This is a genomic window from Erythrobacter colymbi (genome assembly GCF_002155685.1).
GTDB classification, from domain to species: Bacteria; Pseudomonadota; Alphaproteobacteria; order Sphingomonadales; family Sphingomonadaceae; genus Erythrobacter; species Erythrobacter colymbi.
On sequence record NZ_MUYK01000002.1, the window covers coordinates 348410 to 364005 of the forward strand.

The 15596-nt window shown below is 67.6% G+C and carries 19 protein-coding genes; 8 read left to right on the forward strand and 11 right to left on the reverse strand.

The window, feature by feature from the left end:
• Nucleotides 1–13 precede the first annotated feature (13 nt).
• Nucleotides 14–1168, reverse strand: a complete 1155-nt coding sequence (dnaJ, locus tag BZF57_RS04970) for a molecular chaperone DnaJ (protein WP_086735280.1) — start codon at nucleotides 1166–1168, stop codon at nucleotides 14–16.
• A gap of 129 nt (nucleotides 1169–1297) precedes the next feature.
• Entirely contained in the window at nucleotides 1298–3217 is a 1920-nt protein-coding gene (gene dnaK / locus BZF57_RS04975; protein ID WP_086735282.1) for a molecular chaperone DnaK, read from the reverse strand.
• A gap of 178 nt (nucleotides 3218–3395) precedes the next feature.
• Between dnaK and BZF57_RS04980 the strand changes: the two genes are divergently transcribed.
• Both BZF57_RS04980 and BZF57_RS04985 read left to right on the forward strand, forming a co-directional pair.
• Nucleotides 3396–3890, forward strand: a complete 495-nt coding sequence (locus BZF57_RS04980) for a copper chaperone PCu(A)C (protein ID WP_086735284.1) — start codon at nucleotides 3396–3398, stop codon at nucleotides 3888–3890.
• A gap of 32 nt (nucleotides 3891–3922) precedes the next feature.
• Nucleotides 3923–4420, forward strand: coding sequence for a vgr related protein (locus BZF57_RS04985; protein WP_086735286.1), 498 nt, complete (start codon nucleotides 3923–3925; stop codon nucleotides 4418–4420).
• Here the strand turns inward: BZF57_RS04985 and BZF57_RS04990 are convergent.
• From BZF57_RS04990 to hrcA, 3 genes are all read right to left on the reverse strand, one after another.
• Nucleotides 4417–4689 carry a YMGG-like glycine zipper-containing protein gene (locus tag BZF57_RS04990; RefSeq protein WP_086735288.1) on the reverse strand — a complete coding sequence of 91 codons (273 nt, stop codon included), beginning with the start codon at nucleotides 4687–4689 and terminating at the stop codon, nucleotides 4417–4419. The genes BZF57_RS04985 and BZF57_RS04990 overlap by 4 nt on opposite strands.
• A gap of 87 nt (nucleotides 4690–4776) precedes the next feature.
• A complete protein-coding gene (locus tag BZF57_RS04995; RefSeq protein ID WP_086735968.1) occupies nucleotides 4777–5346 on the reverse strand; it encodes a nucleotide exchange factor GrpE in 570 nt (189 codons plus the stop codon).
• An 18-nt stretch (nucleotides 5347–5364) separates the two neighbouring features.
• Complete coding sequence (gene hrcA, locus BZF57_RS05000; protein ID WP_086735290.1) at nucleotides 5365–6408, reverse strand: heat-inducible transcriptional repressor HrcA; 1044 nt, start codon at nucleotides 6406–6408, stop codon at nucleotides 5365–5367.
• 146 nt (nucleotides 6409–6554) lie between these two features.
• Between hrcA and rph the strand changes: the two genes are divergently transcribed.
• Genes rph through rdgB form a run of 3 tightly spaced genes read left to right on the forward strand, consistent with a single transcriptional unit; the run spans nucleotide 6555 to nucleotide 8403 of the window.
• A complete protein-coding gene (rph, locus tag BZF57_RS05005) occupies nucleotides 6555–7268 on the forward strand; it encodes a ribonuclease PH (protein ID WP_086735292.1) in 714 nt (237 codons plus the stop codon).
• Between the two features lie 2 nt (nucleotides 7269–7270).
• Nucleotides 7271–7780, forward strand: a complete 510-nt coding sequence (locus BZF57_RS05010; protein WP_086735294.1) for a YcxB family protein — start codon at nucleotides 7271–7273, stop codon at nucleotides 7778–7780.
• Entirely contained in the window at nucleotides 7777–8403 is a 627-nt protein-coding gene (rdgB, locus tag BZF57_RS05015; RefSeq protein WP_086735296.1) for an RdgB/HAM1 family non-canonical purine NTP pyrophosphatase, read from the forward strand. Before BZF57_RS05010 ends, rdgB begins: the two co-directional genes overlap by 4 nt.
• 1 nt (nucleotide 8404) lies before the next feature.
• On the opposite strand, the gene BZF57_RS05020 is transcribed toward rdgB, so the two are convergent.
• The gene (locus BZF57_RS05020) at nucleotides 8405–8965 is read right to left on the reverse strand and encodes a CAP domain-containing protein (RefSeq protein ID WP_206073194.1); all 561 of its coding nucleotides are present in this window, start codon (nucleotides 8963–8965) and stop codon (nucleotides 8405–8407) included.
• Nucleotides 8966–9015: 50 nt separating this feature from the next.
• On the opposite strand from BZF57_RS05020, the gene hemW reads away from it, so the two are divergent.
• Both hemW and BZF57_RS05030 read left to right on the forward strand, forming a co-directional pair.
• The gene (gene hemW, locus BZF57_RS05025) at nucleotides 9016–10167 is read left to right on the forward strand and encodes a radical SAM family heme chaperone HemW (RefSeq protein WP_086735298.1); all 1152 of its coding nucleotides are present in this window, start codon (nucleotides 9016–9018) and stop codon (nucleotides 10165–10167) included.
• Nucleotides 10164–11054, forward strand: coding sequence for a tyrosine recombinase XerC (locus tag BZF57_RS05030; RefSeq protein WP_086735299.1), 891 nt, complete (start codon nucleotides 10164–10166; stop codon nucleotides 11052–11054). Before hemW ends, BZF57_RS05030 begins: the two co-directional genes overlap by 4 nt.
• On the opposite strand, the gene BZF57_RS05035 is transcribed toward BZF57_RS05030, so the two are convergent.
• The 5 genes from BZF57_RS05035 to rsmI are packed head-to-tail and all read right to left on the reverse strand — an operon-like array spanning nucleotide 11051 to nucleotide 14356.
• Entirely contained in the window at nucleotides 11051–11674 is a 624-nt protein-coding gene (locus BZF57_RS05035; RefSeq protein WP_086735301.1) for a DedA family protein, read from the reverse strand. The two genes, BZF57_RS05030 and BZF57_RS05035, sit on opposite strands and share 4 nt — an antisense overlap.
• 28 nt (nucleotides 11675–11702) lie before the next feature.
• Nucleotides 11703–12092, reverse strand: coding sequence for a limonene-1,2-epoxide hydrolase family protein (locus BZF57_RS05040; RefSeq protein WP_086735303.1), 390 nt, complete (start codon nucleotides 12090–12092; stop codon nucleotides 11703–11705).
• Nucleotides 12093–12125: 33 nt separating this feature from the next.
• Entirely contained in the window at nucleotides 12126–13091 is a 966-nt protein-coding gene (gene gshB, locus BZF57_RS05045) for a glutathione synthase (RefSeq protein WP_086735305.1), read from the reverse strand.
• An 18-nt stretch (nucleotides 13092–13109) separates the two neighbouring features.
• Nucleotides 13110–13487 (reverse strand): YraN family protein, encoded by a 378-nt coding sequence (locus BZF57_RS05050; RefSeq protein WP_086735307.1) that lies wholly within the window; start codon nucleotides 13485–13487, stop codon nucleotides 13110–13112.
• Entirely contained in the window at nucleotides 13484–14356 is an 873-nt protein-coding gene (rsmI, locus tag BZF57_RS05055) for a 16S rRNA (cytidine(1402)-2'-O)-methyltransferase (RefSeq protein ID WP_086735309.1), read from the reverse strand. The genes BZF57_RS05050 and rsmI overlap by 4 nt, the downstream gene beginning before the upstream one ends.
• 53 nt (nucleotides 14357–14409) lie before the next feature.
• Between rsmI and BZF57_RS05060 the strand changes: the two genes are divergently transcribed.
• Nucleotides 14410–15585, forward strand: a complete 1176-nt coding sequence (locus tag BZF57_RS05060; RefSeq protein WP_240505858.1) for a penicillin-binding protein activator — start codon at nucleotides 14410–14412, stop codon at nucleotides 15583–15585.
• Nucleotides 15586–15596: the final 11 nt, after the last annotated feature.

Below are 15596 nucleotides of genomic sequence, written 5' to 3' on the forward strand. Positions count from 1 at the left end.
GAACGGATGAGGATCAGCCCCCGAAGGCGTCCTTCAGTTTGGCGAAGAAGCTGCGGCTTTCGGGGCATTCGTCGCCCGTCTCGGTCGCCTTGAATTCCTCGAGGATTTCCTTCTGGCGGCGCGAGAGCCTGGTCGGGGTCTCGACCACGATTTCCGCCACCAGATCGCCGCGCCCGCGCCCTTGCAGCACGGGCATGCCCGCGCCGCGCACGCGCAGTTGCTTGCCCGACTGGATGCCGGCGGGGATTTCGAGGCGGTTGGTCGAGCCGTCGAGATCGGGAATTTCGACGCAGCCGCCCAGCGCCGCGGTGGTGAAGCTCACCGGCACGCGGGTCGCGAGCGTCGTGCCCTCGCGCTCGAATACCTGATGGGGCTTCACGTGGAGGAAGATGTAGAGATCGCCCGGCGGCGCGCCGCGTTGGCCGGCCTCGCCCTTGCCCTGAAGGCGGATGCGGGTGCCGGTGTCGACACCTGCGGGGATATCGACTTTGAGGGTCTGCGCCTTGTCGACACGGCCCTCGCCGCGGCAGACGCGGCAGGGGTTCTCGATCACCGTGCCGCGGCCGTTGCAGGTCGGGCACGGGCGCTCGATCACGAACAGGCCCTGCTTGGCGCGCACGGAACCCATGCCGTGGCACAGGTTGCACTGGCGTTCGGAGGTGCCGGGTGTCGCGCCCGAGCCGTCGCAGGTTTCGCAGGATTGCGAGACCTCGATCTCGATCTCGGTCGACTTGCCGTGGAAGGCTTCTTCGAGGCTGACCTGCATGTCGTAGCGCAGGTCCGCGCCGCGGCGGTTGGGCTGGCGCTGCTGCCCGCCCCCGCCGAAGGCACTGCCGAAGATGGTCTCGAAGATGTCGCCGATATCGGCAAAGCCGTCCGCGCCGCGCCCGCCGCCAAAGCCGCCACCGAAGGGCCCGCCACCGCCGCCGTTCATGCCCTGCGTGAAGGCCTCGTGGCCGTAGCGGTCATAGGCCGCGCGCTTCTGCGGGTCCTTGAGGCAATCATAGGCCTCGTTGATCGCCTTGAACTTCGCCTCGGCGCCGGCATCGCCCGGATTGCGGTCCGGGTGCCACTTCATGGCGAGCTTGCGGTAGGCGCTCTTGAGCGTCGCCCCGTCGAAATCGCGGGTGACTTCGAGCGTGGCGTAATAGTCGGTCTGGGTAGCCATTCTTTCGCCCCTTTGACCCACCCGTCACCCCTGCGAGGAGCAGGGGTCCAGCCATGCATGCCGGGTGGTGCGAGCCTAGCTGGATCCCCGCCTGCGCGGGGATGACGCGTGAGTGTTCAGGTTGATCGTTTAGCCCTTCTTGTCTTCGTCGACCTCGGAGAACTCGGCGTCGACGACGTCTTCAGCCGGTGCTTCCTCGGCGGGAGCCGCCTCGCCCTCGGGACCGCTGGCCTGCTGGGCTTCGTAGATCTGCTGGCCCATCTTCATGGCGGCCTGCGTCAAGGCCTGCGCCTTGGCGTTGATCTCGTCGGCATCGCCGCCTTCGAGCGCCGTCTTCACCGCCGCGATCGCCGCCTCGACGTCGCTCTTGAGACCGGCATCGATCTTGGCGCCGTGCTCTTCGAGTTGCTTTTCGGTCGCGTGGACGAGGCTGTCGGCCTGGTTACGCGCTTCCGCGGCCGCCCGGCGCTTCTTGTCCTCTTCGGCGAACTTCTCGGCATCCTTCACCATCTGGTCGATGTCAGCGTCGCTGAGACCGCCCGAGGCCTGGATCTTGATCGTCTGCTCCTTGCCGGTACCCTTGTCCTTGGCCGCCACGGACACAATGCCGTTGGCGTCGATGTCGAAGGTGACTTCGATCTGCGGCACGCCGCGCGGGGCCGGCGGAATCCCGATCAGGTCGAAATTGCCGAGCAGCTTGTTGTCTGCCGCCATCTCGCGCTCGCCCTGATAGACCTTGATTGTCACCGCGTTCTGGTTGTCCTCGGCGGTCGAGTAGGTCTGGGTCTTCTTGGTCGGGATGGTGGTGTTGCGGTCGATCATGCGGGTGAACACGCCGCCCAGCGTCTCGATGCCGAGCGAGAGCGGGGTCACGTCGAGCAGCAGCACGTCCTTGACGTCGCCCTGAAGCACGCCCGCCTGAATGGCAGCGCCCATGGCGACGACTTCATCGGGATTCACGCCGGTGTGCGGCTTGGCGCCGAAGAACTGCTCCACGACTTCGCGCACCTTGGGCATGCGGGTCATGCCGCCCACGAGGATCACCTCGTCGACCTGGTCCTTGCTGATGCCCGCATCGGCGAGCGCCTTCTTGCAGGGCTCGAGCGTGCGCTGGATCAGGTTGTCGACCATCTTTTCGAGGTCGGCGCGGGTGATCGTTTCCACCAGATGCAGCGGGGTGGTGCTGCCACCTTCCATGCGCGCGGTGATGAAGGGCAGGTTGATTTCGGTGGTCGCCGCGCTCGACAGCTCGATCTTGGCCTTTTCGGCGGCTTCCTTGAGACGCTGGAGCGCGAGCTTGTCGGTCTTCAGATCCATCTGCTCCTTCTTCTTGAAGGAATCCGCGAGGAACTCGACGATCGCGTTGTCGAAGTCTTCACCGCCGAGGAAGGTGTCACCGTTGGTCGACTTCACCTCGAACACGCCGTCACCGATCTCGAGGATCGAGACGTCGAAGGTGCCGCCGCCAAGGTCGTAGACGGCGATGGTCTTGCCGTCTTCCTTGTCCATGCCATAGGCGAGCGCCGCGGCGGTCGGCTCGTTGATGATGCGCAGCACTTCGAGGCCGGCGATCTGGCCGGCGTCCTTGGTCGCCTGACGCTGGGCGTCGTTGAAATAGGCGGGCACGGTGATGACGGCCTGCGTCACGGTCTCGCCGAGATAGCTCTCGGCGGTTTCCTTCATCTTCTGGAGAATGAAGGCCGACACCTGCGACGGGCTGTAATCCTCGCCGCCCGCATTGACCCACGCGTCGCCGTTCTTGCCCTTGGTGATCTTGTAGGGGACGAGCTCCATATCCTTCTTGGTCAGGGGATCGTCGAAGCGGCGGCCGATAAGGCGCTTGATCGCGAAGAGCGTGTTGTCGGGGTTGGTCACCGCCTGGCGCTTGGCCGGCTGACCGATCAGGCGCTGGCCATCCTTGGTGAAGGCCACGATCGAGGGCGTGGTGCGCGCACCTTCCGAATTCTCGATCACCTTGGGCTTGCCGCCGTCCATGACAGCGACGCAGGAGTTGGTGGTGCCGAGGTCGATACCGATTACTTTACCCATTGTTTCCCCATCCATAAGGACATTGTTGGACACCGCTGCCGTCGGCTTCCCGATTGGTCGGCAAAGCACATTGGCGGCTCGTTTGTGACGGCGATATAGGTGTGCTTTCGCTTGGCACAAGAGAGCGGCGCGCCTAGATTTCGTCGCCGACAATGCCGTTCCACCGGGAGACAATCACGTGAATCCGATCCGTACTGCCGCGCTTGCGGCTCTGGCTGCTGCGCTGCTGCCGGGCCTTGCTGCCTGCTCGAAGGAGGCCAATGCGCCTGCCGATGCCGCCGCCACCGCGAGCGCGAGCGCCGGGCTGACGGTGACGAACGCGCGGGTCGTACTGCCCCCGGTCGCGGGCAATCCGGCTGCGGTCTATTTCGACCTTGCCTACACCGGCGCGCCCGGCGTCACGCTCGACAGCGTCGATGTCGAGGGCGCGGGCATGACCATGATCCACGATTACGCCGAGACGGCGGGCAAGGCACAGATGGTGATGGCCGACGCCGTGCCGCTGGCCGAGGGAACGCCGCTCAGCTTTGCGCCGGGCGGGCTGCACGTGATGGCGATGGACCCGACCGACGCGCTGAAGGCCGGCGGCACGGCGAAGGTGACGTTTACGCTCTCGAACGGCATGACCGCCACCATCGACGCGCCGGTGCGCGCGGCGGGGGACGAGCGCTGATCCTGCCGCCGGGCGCGAGGGAACGGGCGGCGGTGGCTCCGCCTGCTGCCCTCGCCTGCCCGGCAGGCGGAGCCCGCGCGCTCACACCGGGCGAGATTGCCCTGGCGCGCTCGATCTTCGGCGATGCGATCGATTATGCACAGGTGACGGTGAAGCGCCGGAAGTTCCTGCCCTTCCAGCCGCGCGTGGTGACGATGGCGCCGATGGGCCACCTCCACTTCCACCCCGATGCCCCGCATTACTGCGATGATTTCGCCGCTGGCGACCTCGACGCGCAGGCCCATTTCATCCACGAGATGACCCACGTCTGGCAGGCCCAGACCCGCGGGCGCTGGTATCTGGTCACGCACCGCCACCCGTGGTGCCGCTATGATTATGCCTTGAAGCCGGGCTGGCCGCTCGAACGTTACGGGATCGAGCAGCAGGCCGAGATCGTCCGCCACGCCTTCATGCTGCGGCAGGGCGCGACCGTGGCCGGCGCGCCCTCGCCCGAGGTCTACAAGGCGATCCTGCCCTTCGAGCAGGCCTAGTCCGGGCAGCGCACGGTGTATTCACGTCCGTCACGGTCCACGCGGTAACAATCGCCATTGTCGCGCTTCTTGATGAGCGTGCCGCCGACGCCGCCCGCCGCCGCCCCGATCGCTGCACCCGTGCCGACATCGCCGCCGGTGACCGCGCCCACGGCAGCACCAGCTGCGGCGCCGACGGCTGCGCCCTCGACCGCATAGTTATCGGCGCAGGCGCCAAGAGAAAGCGTCGCGGCTGCGCCTGCGAGAATGGTGATGAAACGACGGGTCATGCTGGTCTCTCCGATACGCGGGGTTGATCCCGAGACTACCGGAGAGAGTGCAGCGATGTTCCTCGGCTCGGCGTGAGGACGGGCCGGTCAGTCCGGCTTCTTCGCCACCGCCACCATCGCCGCGCGCAGCAGGCGGTCCTTGATCATCCATCCGGCCTGCATTTCCGAGACCACCGTGCCCGGCTCGTGATCGTTGCTGGGCACTTCGAGCATCGCCTGGTGCTGGTTTGGATCGAGCGGCAGGCCGACCGCGGCGATGCGGGTGATGCCGTTGGCGGCGAAGACCTTCTCGAGCTCGCGCTGGGTCGCCTCGAGGCCGAAGACGAGACCCTTCATGCTGTCGTCCTCGCGCAGGGACTGCGGGATCGCGTCGATCGCGCGTGACAGGTTGTCGGCGACGCTCAGGATATCGCGCGCAAAGCCGGTCGCGGCATAGGCGCGCGCCTCGTCCTTCTCGCGCTCCAGACGGCGGCGCACATTCTGCGTTTCGGCCTGGGCGTAGAGCACCTCCTGCCTGGCCGCTTCCAGATCGCGGCGCAGCGATTCGAGCGCTTCGGCAACATCGTCAGCCACGTTTCCGCCCTCGCGCAGATGCTCGGGCACACCCTTCAATTCGTCTTCAGCCGCCTGATCCAGCGGCTTTTCATTCTCGGTCATGTCGGTTTGGCTTTCCATTCAAGCGATGAGCTTGCCCAGCGAACGGGCGGTCAGATCCACCATGGGGACGACGCGCGCGTAATTCAACCGAGTCGGCCCGATCACGCCCAGCACACCGACCACCCGCCCCTCGCGGTCGCGGTAGGGCGAGGCGATGACGGAAGAGCCGGACAGGGCGAAAAGGCGGTTTTCCGAACCGATGAAGATGCGCGTCGCCTCGGCCTCGCGCGCCGAATCGAGCAGTTCGGCGACCGATTGCTTGTTCTCGAGATCTTCGAGCAGCATCCGCACCCGCTCGATATCGCCGAGTGCGGCTTCATCGAGCAGGTTCGCCGCACCCCGCACGATCAGCACGGGGCGCGCTGCGGCATCCTCGCTCCACACCGCCATGCCGCGCTCGACCAGATCGCGCGAGGCATCGTCGAGCTGCGAGCGGCCCGCGTTGATCTCGGCGCGCATGGCAAGCGCGGCCTCGGCGAGCGTGCGACCGGCAAGCCGCGCGGTTATGTAGTTGGACGCGCGGTCGAGCGCTCCGGGGCTGAGCGCGCCGCCTATGGTGAGCACGCGGTTCTCGACCCCGCCATCCTCGCCCACCAGCACCGCAAGCGCCCGTCCCTGCCCGAGATCGACGAGGCTGAACTGCGCCAGCTGCTGCTCGCGCGGGGCGACCAGCACCATCCCCGCCGCGCCCGACAGGTCGGAGAGGATCGCGGAGGCCTGCTTCAAGGCCGCTTCGACCGGCCCGGCCTCGGCCAGGCGCGCCTCGATCGCCGCCTGCTCCTCGCGCGTGGGCTCGGCGACGCGCATCATTCCGTCGACGAAGATCCTGAGGCCCGCGTCGGTCGGCATCCGCCCCGCACTGGTATGCGGCGCGGCAAGCAGCCCTGCGGTCTCGAGGTCGGCCAGCACAGAACGGATCGAAGCGGGCGAGAGGTTCAACGTCCCGTCCGCCGCCAGCGTCTTGGAGCCGACCGGCTGCCCGCTCTCGATATACTCCTCGACCACACGCCGGAAAATCTCGCGCGCGCGGGCGGTCAGTTCGGTGACGGGGAGCGAGGTCATCGTGAATTGCTAACCGCTATCGCCAGCTTTCTCAATTTCCGTTCGGCCTGAGCTTGTCGAAGGCCTGCACTTTCTTCTAGCGGCAAAGCACAACGAGAAAAGCGGCCCTTCGACAAGCTCAGGGCGAACGGATCAAAGGAACACATATGCGCCCTTCAGGACGCGCGCCCGATGAAATGCGCGCCATCACGATCGAGACCGGTTTCACCAAGCACGCCGAAGGTTCGGTGCTGATCGGTTTCGGCGATACCAAGGTGCTGTGCACCGCGAGCGTCGAAAAGGGCGTTCCGCCGTGGCTGCGCGGCAAGGGCGAAGGCTGGGTGACGGGGGAATACTCGATGCTCCCGCGCGCCACCCACACCCGCGGCCAGCGTGAGGCCGCCAAGGGCAAGCAGACCGGCCGCACGCAGGAAATCCAGCGACTTATCGGCCGGAGCTTGCGCGCCGTGGTCGATCTCCAGAAGCTCGGCGAGCGGCAGATCACGCTCGATTGCGATGTGATCCAGGCCGATGGCGGCACCCGCACTGCCGCGATCTCGGGCGCGTGGATCGCGCTGCGTCTCGCGGTCAACGGGCTGATGGCCTCGGGCGACATCAAGCACGATCCGATCCAGGCGCAGGTCGCGGGCATCTCCTGCGGCATCTACAAGGGCACCCCGGTGCTTGACCTCGACTACGACGAGGATTCGAATGCCGAGGCAGACGGCAACTTCGTGCTGCTGTCGGGCGGCAAGATCGCCGAAGTGCAGGCCACCGCCGAGGGCGCAACCTATGACGAGGAAGGCCTGCTGCGCCTCCTGCGCCTCGCCCGCATCGGCTGCGACCGGATTTTCGCAGCCCAGCTTGACGCGGTGAAGTGAACATGGGGGAGGTCGAATTCCGGATCGGCGAGGCGCATTTTCTTGCCTTCGGTCTGCTGACCTCCCGCAAGTCCTTCATCATCTGCACCTCGATTATCGGTGCCTATCTCGCCTTCGTGCTGGCAGTGATTTACCTTGCCGGCGGCACGGAAACCTTGTGGTGTATCGCCGGCTTTGCCGCCTTTCTGATCACCATGATGTGCCTGCAGAGATTCAGCTCGCTGCCGCGCCTGCTGAGGGGCGCCTATTGTGAGGACGCCTATCTGAAGGAGCCGAACCGGATCTCCTATGACGGCGAGGGCTTCACGTCCGCATTCGCATCCGGACAGAGCCGCCGCCGGTGGGTGGACATGGTGAAATGGGACGAGGACGCAAGCGTTTTCGTCGTGTTCCAGAACCGGATGCTGGGTTACCTGTTCCCCAAGGATCAGGTGCCCGAGGCCGTCATTGCCGAACTTCGCGGCCACCTGATCGCCAGCGGTCTCCCCCATCGAGGAAAGCCCAGAAAATGAGAAAGCTCGGCTCCGGCAGCCTCGTGATCGCCACGCACAACACGGGCAAGCTGAAGGAAATCTCGGCGCTGCTCGATCCCTATGGCGTCAAGTGCCTCTCGGCCGGATCGCTCGGGCTGCCCGAGCCGGCCGAGACGGGCTCCACCTTCGTGCAGAACGCGCTCCTCAAGGCACGGGCGGCGGCGGAGGCTTCGGGGCTGGCCGCGCTGGCAGATGACAGCGGCTTGAGCGTTGCCGCGCTTGACGGCCGCCCCGGCGTCTACACCGCCGACTGGGCCGAGCGGCAGTGGTTCGAGGGCGCTCCGGGGCGCGACTGGTACATGGCGATGGGCAAGGTCGAGGGGCTGCTCGCCGAAAAGGGCGCGGATGTGGACCGCTCGGCGGCATTCCACTGCGTCCTCGCCATTGCCTGGCCTGACGGCGAATACGCGATTTATGAGGGCCGCTGCGAGGGTTCGCTGACCTGGCCGCCGCGCGGGGAGATGGGCTTCGGTTATGACCCGGTCTTCGTGCCCACGGGCGCGAGCCAGACCTTCGCCGAGATCGCGCCGGAGGAAAAGCACGCCATCAGCCACCGCGCCGACGCTTTCGCCAAGCTCGTCGCCGAGCAGTTCGGCGCCTAGCTCAGCGACGCGCGAGCTGCTCGCGCGGGTCGATGGGGTAGCCCCAGATGTTGCCCGCCGGCCAGTAGCGGCACACCAGCACCTCGTCGGACGGCGTGGTGACGACCGCGCAGCCGACCTCGCGGGTCTGCGGCCAGATCACCTGCGTGTAATGCGCGACATCGTTCCAGCGCCCGCTCAGCGAGACATCGGGGAAATTGCCGGGAACGAAGAGGCGCTTCTCCTCGACGAAGAAGCCGATCTTGGTGCGCGCGTCCCAGTATCCGCGCGGGCCGCGCCACAGGTTCTCGCCCTGCCCCTGCCGTTGCAGCGGGCTGGCGTGCTCATAGAGGCCATTGGCGGCAAGGTGTTCGCCCCAGCCCTGCGCATCGCGCGCCAGTCGCTCGCTCCACACCAGCGGCGCGACGCCGACCTCGGCGCGGGCAAGGTTGTGCGCGGCCAGGATCTCGCCCACCTCGCCCGCGGTGTCGCGATAGGCTTGCGGGTGTGCGGGGCTCGCTGCCATAAGCAGCGCGATCGCGGCAAGGCGCAAGGGATTGGTGAGGGCGGAGGCGCTCGGCATTCCCGCAAGCTGAGGCCAAGTGGTTAAGCCGTTGTGAAAGACTGCCCTTAATGGCGCGTGCGCTCTACATCCACTGGCCCTTCTGCGCGAAGAAATGCCCCTATTGCGACTTCAACTCGCACGTGCGCGCGGGCGTGGACGTGGCCGCGTGGCAGGCGGCGCTGATCGCCGACATGCGCGCCGAGGCAGCGGTGGCGGGGGGCGAGGCGCTAACCTCCATCTTCTTCGGCGGCGGCACGCCTTCGCTCATGCCCCCCGCCCTCGTCGCCGCGCTGCTGGCCGAGGCGGAGCGCCTGTGGGGCTTTGCGGAGGGGATCGAGATCACGCTGGAGGCGAACCCCTCGTCGGTCGAGGCCGCAAATTTTGCCACGCTGGCGGGTGCCGGGATCAACCGCGTCTCGCTCGGCGTGCAGTCGCTCGACGATGCGGAGCTTCGGTTCCTTGGTCGGCTGCACGGGGCGGACGAGGCTATGCGGGCTCTGGAGACTGCACAGGCGCATTTCGCGCGGGTCAGCTTCGACATGATCTATGCCCTGCCCGGCCATACGCCCGAGCTGTGGGAAGCGCGCCTTGCCCGCGCGCTGGGCTTCGGGACGGGGCACATGTCGCTCTACCAGCTGACGATCGAGCCCGGCACGCGCTTTGCCAGCGACGTGCGGCGCGGGCGGTTGGTACCGCTGGATGACGACGCCGCGGCGGAGCTGTTCGACATCACACAGGCGCTGACGGGCGCGGCGAGGCTGCCTGCTTACGAGACCAGCAACCACGCGCGGCCGGGCGAAGAGAGCCGCCACAACCTCGCCTATTGGCGCTATCAGGATTACGCCGGGATCGGCCCGGGCGCGCATGGACGGCGCGGCGGCTTGGCGACTGTGCGGCACAAGAAGCCGGAGAATTTCCTCGCTTCAGTGGCGCGGCAGGGCGACGGGATCGCCGAGGCGCGCCCACTCCCCGTGACCGATCAGGCAGCCGAAGCCCTGCTGATGGGGCTGCGGCTGACCGAGGGGGTCGATCTTGCCGCACTGGGCACGCGCTTCGGGCTGCCGCGCGCTGGGCTGGTGGACGAGGCCGCCCTCGCCCGCCTGCGTGGTCTGGGGATGATGTGGACCGAGGGTGAGCGGATCGGGGTCGCGCCCGAGGGCCGCTCGCTGCTCGATACGCTGCTGGCCGAGGTGGTCGCCGACACGCTGGTCGCCGCATGAGCGTGGCCGAACTGCTCGAAACATGGCGCGCGCATCTCGCCGATGGCCGCCGCCGCTCGCCCCATACGGTGCGCGCCTATGTCGCTGCGGCACAAAGACTGGTCGCGGCCAAGGCGCTCGAGGACTGGGCGGGCGCCGCGCGGATCGAGGCGCATGACCTGCGCGCCCATCTTGCCGCGCGCCGCGCCGAGGGGATCGGCAATGCCAGCACCGCGCGTGAGCTTTCCGCCCTCAAGGCCTTCATCGCGTTCGCCCGCCAGCAGGCCGGAGACCCCGATCCCGCCGCCCCGCGCCTGAGGGGGCCGCGCATCAAGAAGGGCCTCCCCCGTCCCGTCACCCCCGACGAGGCGAGCAACCTCGCCGATCTGGTCGAGGACTTTGCGGTCAAGGACTGGATCGGCGCGCGCGACCGTGCGGTGCTGCTGCTGATGTACGGATCGGGCCTGCGCATCGCCGAGGCGCTCTCTCTCACGGGCCGCGAGGCGGTGCCGGGCGAAGTGCTGCGGGTCACCGGCAAGGGCGGCAAGCAGCGAGTCGTCCCGCTCTTGCCGGTCACGCGCGCGGCAATTGCCGAATATGTCCGTGCTTGCCCCTGGCCGCTGACCCCCGCCGAGCCGCTGTTCCGCGGCGCCAAGGGCGGGCCGCTCTCGCCCGGTATGGTGCAGCGCGCGATGGCGAATGCACGCCGCGCGCTCGGCCTGCCCGACACCGCCACGCCCCATGCGCTGCGGCACTCTTTCGCCACCCATCTGCTTGGCGCGGGAGCCGATCTGCGCTCGCTTCAGGAATTGCTGGGCCACGCCTCGCTCGGCTCGACCCAGATCTACACCCGCGTCGATGCGGCGGCCCTGCTCGATAACTACCGCAAGGCGCACCCGCGCGGCTAGGCGTCCTCCGCGCTCTCGTGCGCCTTGACCGGCTTCCACGTCACCACGCGGTAGAGGTAGAAGGCGACGCCCACCAGCACGAGCGCGAGCACGCTCCAGCCCGCCGCCGCCTCGAACCGCGCCACCAGCGGGGCGAGCGCGCGGCCGCCCGCAAGCAGGATGCCGTTCCAGATCGCCGAGCCCAGAAAGGTGAACAGGCAGAAGCGCCACAGCTTCATATGCGCCAGTCCTGCGGGCAGCGAGACGATGGTGCGCAGGACAGGCGAGAAGCGCACCGCGAAGACGATCCCGTCGCCATACTTGCGGAAGATCCGGCGCGCGCGGGAGAACTCGTCCCACTCGAAGGTCAGCCACCGGCCCCAGCGGTCGATCGCGCGCTTCAGCTGCGCCTCGCTCCAGCGCACGCCGATCCAGTACCAGAAGAGATTGCCCGCGAGCGTGCCCGCGGTCGCCACCAGCCACACGGTGGCGAAATGCATCTGGCCCTTGGCGACGAGCACGCCCGCGCCGCCCATGATCACCTCGGACGGGATCGGGGGGAAGACGTTCTCGGCCATCATCAGCAGGAAGATGCCGATATACCCGCCCTGGGCGAGCCATTCGAGGAGCGTGGCTGTCATCGGGCGATGCGCGCCGCCCCGTGCCGGTTCAGCCCAGGCTGGCGGCCAGTTCGGGCCACTGCCGCAGGAGCGTCGCCATGTCGAAATACTCGCGCCATACGGCTATCTTGTCTCCGCGGAAGACGAACACGCCGTTTACCGGCAACTCCACCCATCCGGTCTCGATCCGGTGCCGGTCGAGCCTTTCGGTGAAGACCGTGTCACCTTCCACCGCGGTTCGCAGGACGACAAGATCGTTTTCGATGGTCGGAGCGAAAAACGGCTCCAGCGTCGCCTTGATCGCGGCAGGGCCGGTGACGCTGCCCATCGGCAGGTTGGTATATTCGCAGTCATCGGTGAAGTTCGTGAGCGCGCTGTCGTAGTCCTTCACCGCGACCGCGGTGATGGTGGCCCGCACGATTTCAAGCAGCTCCGGCATGACGCGACTCCTGTAGCAGATGCTACATGACTATCACCCCGCCTTCATCGCCGCAACCCGCCGCTCGATCGCGTCCCAGATCAGGCCCGCGGTATCGGTACCGTTGAAGCGGTCGATCGCCACGATGCCTGTGGGGGACGTAACGTTGATCTCGGTGAGCCAATGCCCGCCGATCACGTCGATCCCGACGAAGGTGAGGCCGAGGCGCTTCAGGTCCGGCCCCAGCGCATCGCAGATTTCTTGCTCGCGCTCCGTGAGCTGCGTCGGCTGCGCGGAGCCGCCCATCGCCAGGTTGCTCCGGAATTCTCCTTCCCCGGGCACGCGGTTGATCGCGCCTGCGACCTCGCCATCGACCAGCACGATGCGCTTGTCGCCCTGCGCAACCTCGGGGAGGAAGGGCTGGACCATGTGCGGCTCGGGCCAGGTCTGGTTGAACACCTCGAACAGCGCGGTGAGGTTCTCGCCGTTCTCGCCGATGCGGAAGATCGCCTTGCCGCCATTGCCGTGGATCGGCTTGACCACGATCGCGCCGTGCTTCGCCATGAAGCGCCGCACCTCGTCCACGCTGCGCGTCACCAGCGTCGGCGGCATGAAGCGGCGGTAGTTGAGCACCATCACCTTTTCAGGGCTGTTGCGCACGTTCGCCGGATCGTTGACCACCAGCGTCTCCTTGCCGATCCGTTCGAGCAGGTGGGTGGCGGTGATGTAGCCCATGTGGAACGGCGGGTCCTGCCGCATCAGCACCACATCGACATCCCGCCCGAGATCGAGCCGCACCTGCTCACCGCGGGTGAAGTGGTCGCCCTCGACCCGCTGCACCGTCACCGGATAGGCATGGGCGAAGAGGCGGTCATCCTCGTCGAGCGTCAGGCTTTCGACGTGGTATTCATAGACCGTGTAGCCGCGCGCCTGAGCTGCGAGCATCAGCGCGAAGGAACTGTCGCCGGCGATCTTGATGCTGTCGATGGGGTCCATCTGGACGGCTACGCGCAAGGTCATTCATTCACTCCGGAAGGGTCAGCCGAAAGGCATCCATGCGTTCTCGATGTGGGTCGGCTTGCGGCCGGGTGCAAGCAGGATGACATCGATGCGGATATCCTCGCCTGCGGTCGCATAGTCCTGCCACACCAGTTCGACCGCGGCGGCCACGCGGGCTAGGCGGCGTTCGTCGATGGCGTCGCCGAGGCTGGCCGAGCGGGCGCGCCACTTGACCTCGACGAAGGCGACGAGGCCGGTCTTCTTCGCGACGAGGTCGATCTCGCCCGCCTTGGTCTTCACCCGCTCGGCCATGATCCGCCAGCCCTGTTGGGCGAGGAACATCGCCGCTTCGGCCTCGCCCTCGCGGCCGCGCTGGTCGGCGGCGTGGCGCTCCTCGGGGGTGCGGGGCGCGCTCATTCGCCCTTGAGTTCGAGCGCGCGGGCATAGAGCGTGGCGCGGTCGATCCCGGTCGCTTTCGCCACGACCCCCGCGGCCTTCCCCGGCCCCGCTTCGGCCAGCGCGGCTTTCAGGAGCGCGTCGGTATCGAGCACCGGGGCCTCGCTCTCAGTCGGCGGGCCGACCAGCAGCACAATCTCGCCCTTGGGAGGATGTGCGGCATAATGCTCCGCGAGCGCTGCGGCGGTGCCGGTGCGGCATTCCTCGTGGAGTTTGGTAAGCTCGCGCGCCACCGCCACCTCGCGGTCCGGCCACAGCGCGGCGATGGCGACCAGCGACTTTTCGAGCCGCGGGGCGGTCTCGTAGAACACCAGCGTCGCGGCAACCCCCGCCAGCTCTTCAAGCGACTGCTGGCGCGCCTTGTCCTTCGCCGGCAGGAAGCCCGCGAACAGAAAGCGGTCGGACGGCAGGCCCGCCATCGCCAGCGCCGAGACCGCCGCGCAGGCACCGGGAATGCTCGTCACCATCACGCCCGCCGCCCGCGCCTCGCGTACCAGGCGATAGCCCGGGTCCGAGACCAGCGGCGTGCCTGCATCCGACACCAGCACGACCGGCGCCTGCCTCGCCTCGTCGATCACCCGGGCGCGCACTTCGGGGGGCGCGTGATCGTCGAGTCGCTGGAGCCTTGCCTTGATTCCGTAATGTTTCAGCAGCTTGCCGGTGACCCGCGTGTCCTCGCAGGCGATCAGCGCCGCGCCTTGCAGCACCGCCAGCGCGCGCAGGGTGATGTCGCCAAGATTGCCAATCGGGGTCGCAAGGATATACAGCCCAGGTACGGGTTCCCACGCGGGAAGGGATGGAAGCGCCTCGGATCTCACAAGCCCCGCCATGGCGCACGACTGAGGGGTCGGCAAGAATGAAGCTTCGGGATCGCACAGATTGGATGGCTGCGTCGGTTGCGGCGGGCCGGTATCTGCGGGCGCGCAACATGGCGCTGGCAGGTGCCGCGCTGATGGCGGCAGGGTGTGCGGTCGTCCCCAAGACCGCGCCGCCACCCACCGCGCCCGCCCCCGCGCCCGAGCCCTCGGCAACCGCGCTGCCGACCGACACCGGCCGTCACCGCATCGCGCTGCTGGTGCCGCTCGCGGGCGATACCGCGCCGGTCGGCCAGTCGATCGCCAATGCGACGACGATGGCGCTGCTCGACACCAGTGCCGACAATCTGCGCATCACCACCTATGACACCTCCGAAGGCATCGCGACCGCGGCGAGAAAAGCGATTGCCGACGGGAACAAGCTGATCCTCGGCCCGCTCACCGCGGATGCCGTGCCTACGGTGCAGGCCGCCGCCCGCCCCGCCAATGTGCCGGTGATCGCCTTCGCCAACGATGCCTCGGTCGCCAGCGCCGATGTCTTCGTGATCGGCCACCTGCCCGAACAGTCGATCCGCCGCTCGGTCGCCTATGCTCGCGGCAAGGGCGCGGCCAAGTTCGCGGTGCTCGCGCCCGAGGGCGACTATGGCACCCGCGCACTCTCCGCTCTCGAGAACGCGCTGCGCGATTACGGCGGGGCGCTGGTGCGCAAGGAGAGCTATGCGCGCGGCAACACCTCGATCGTCAGTGCGGCGAGCCGGCTCCGGGCAGCGGGTGGCTACGACACCGTGCTCGTCGCCGACAGCCCGCGTCTCGGGATCGATGCGGCAGGCGAACTCAACAAGAGCGCCCGCAACCGCACCCGCATCCTCGGCACCGAGTTGTGGAGCGGGGATTCGACCCTCGCCCGCACGCCTGCGCTGAACGGCGCGCTGTTCTCGGCGGTTTCCGACCAGCGCTACAAGCGCTTTGCCGACAGCTATGCCGCCCGCTTCGGCAGCCAGCCCTACCGCGTGGCGACGCTGGGTTACGACGCCGTGCTGCTGACCTTGCGCGTGGCGCGCGACTGGAAGGTCGGCTCGCCCTTCCCCAGAAAGGCGCTTTACGACAAGGGCGGCTTTCTCGGGGTCGACGGCGCCTTCCGCTTCATGCCCAACGGCGTGATCGAGCGGGCGCTGGAAGTGCGCGAGGTCAAGGCCGGGGAAGTGGTCGCGGTCGATCCGGCACCGGCGGGCTTCGGCGGTTGAGTAAAACACCC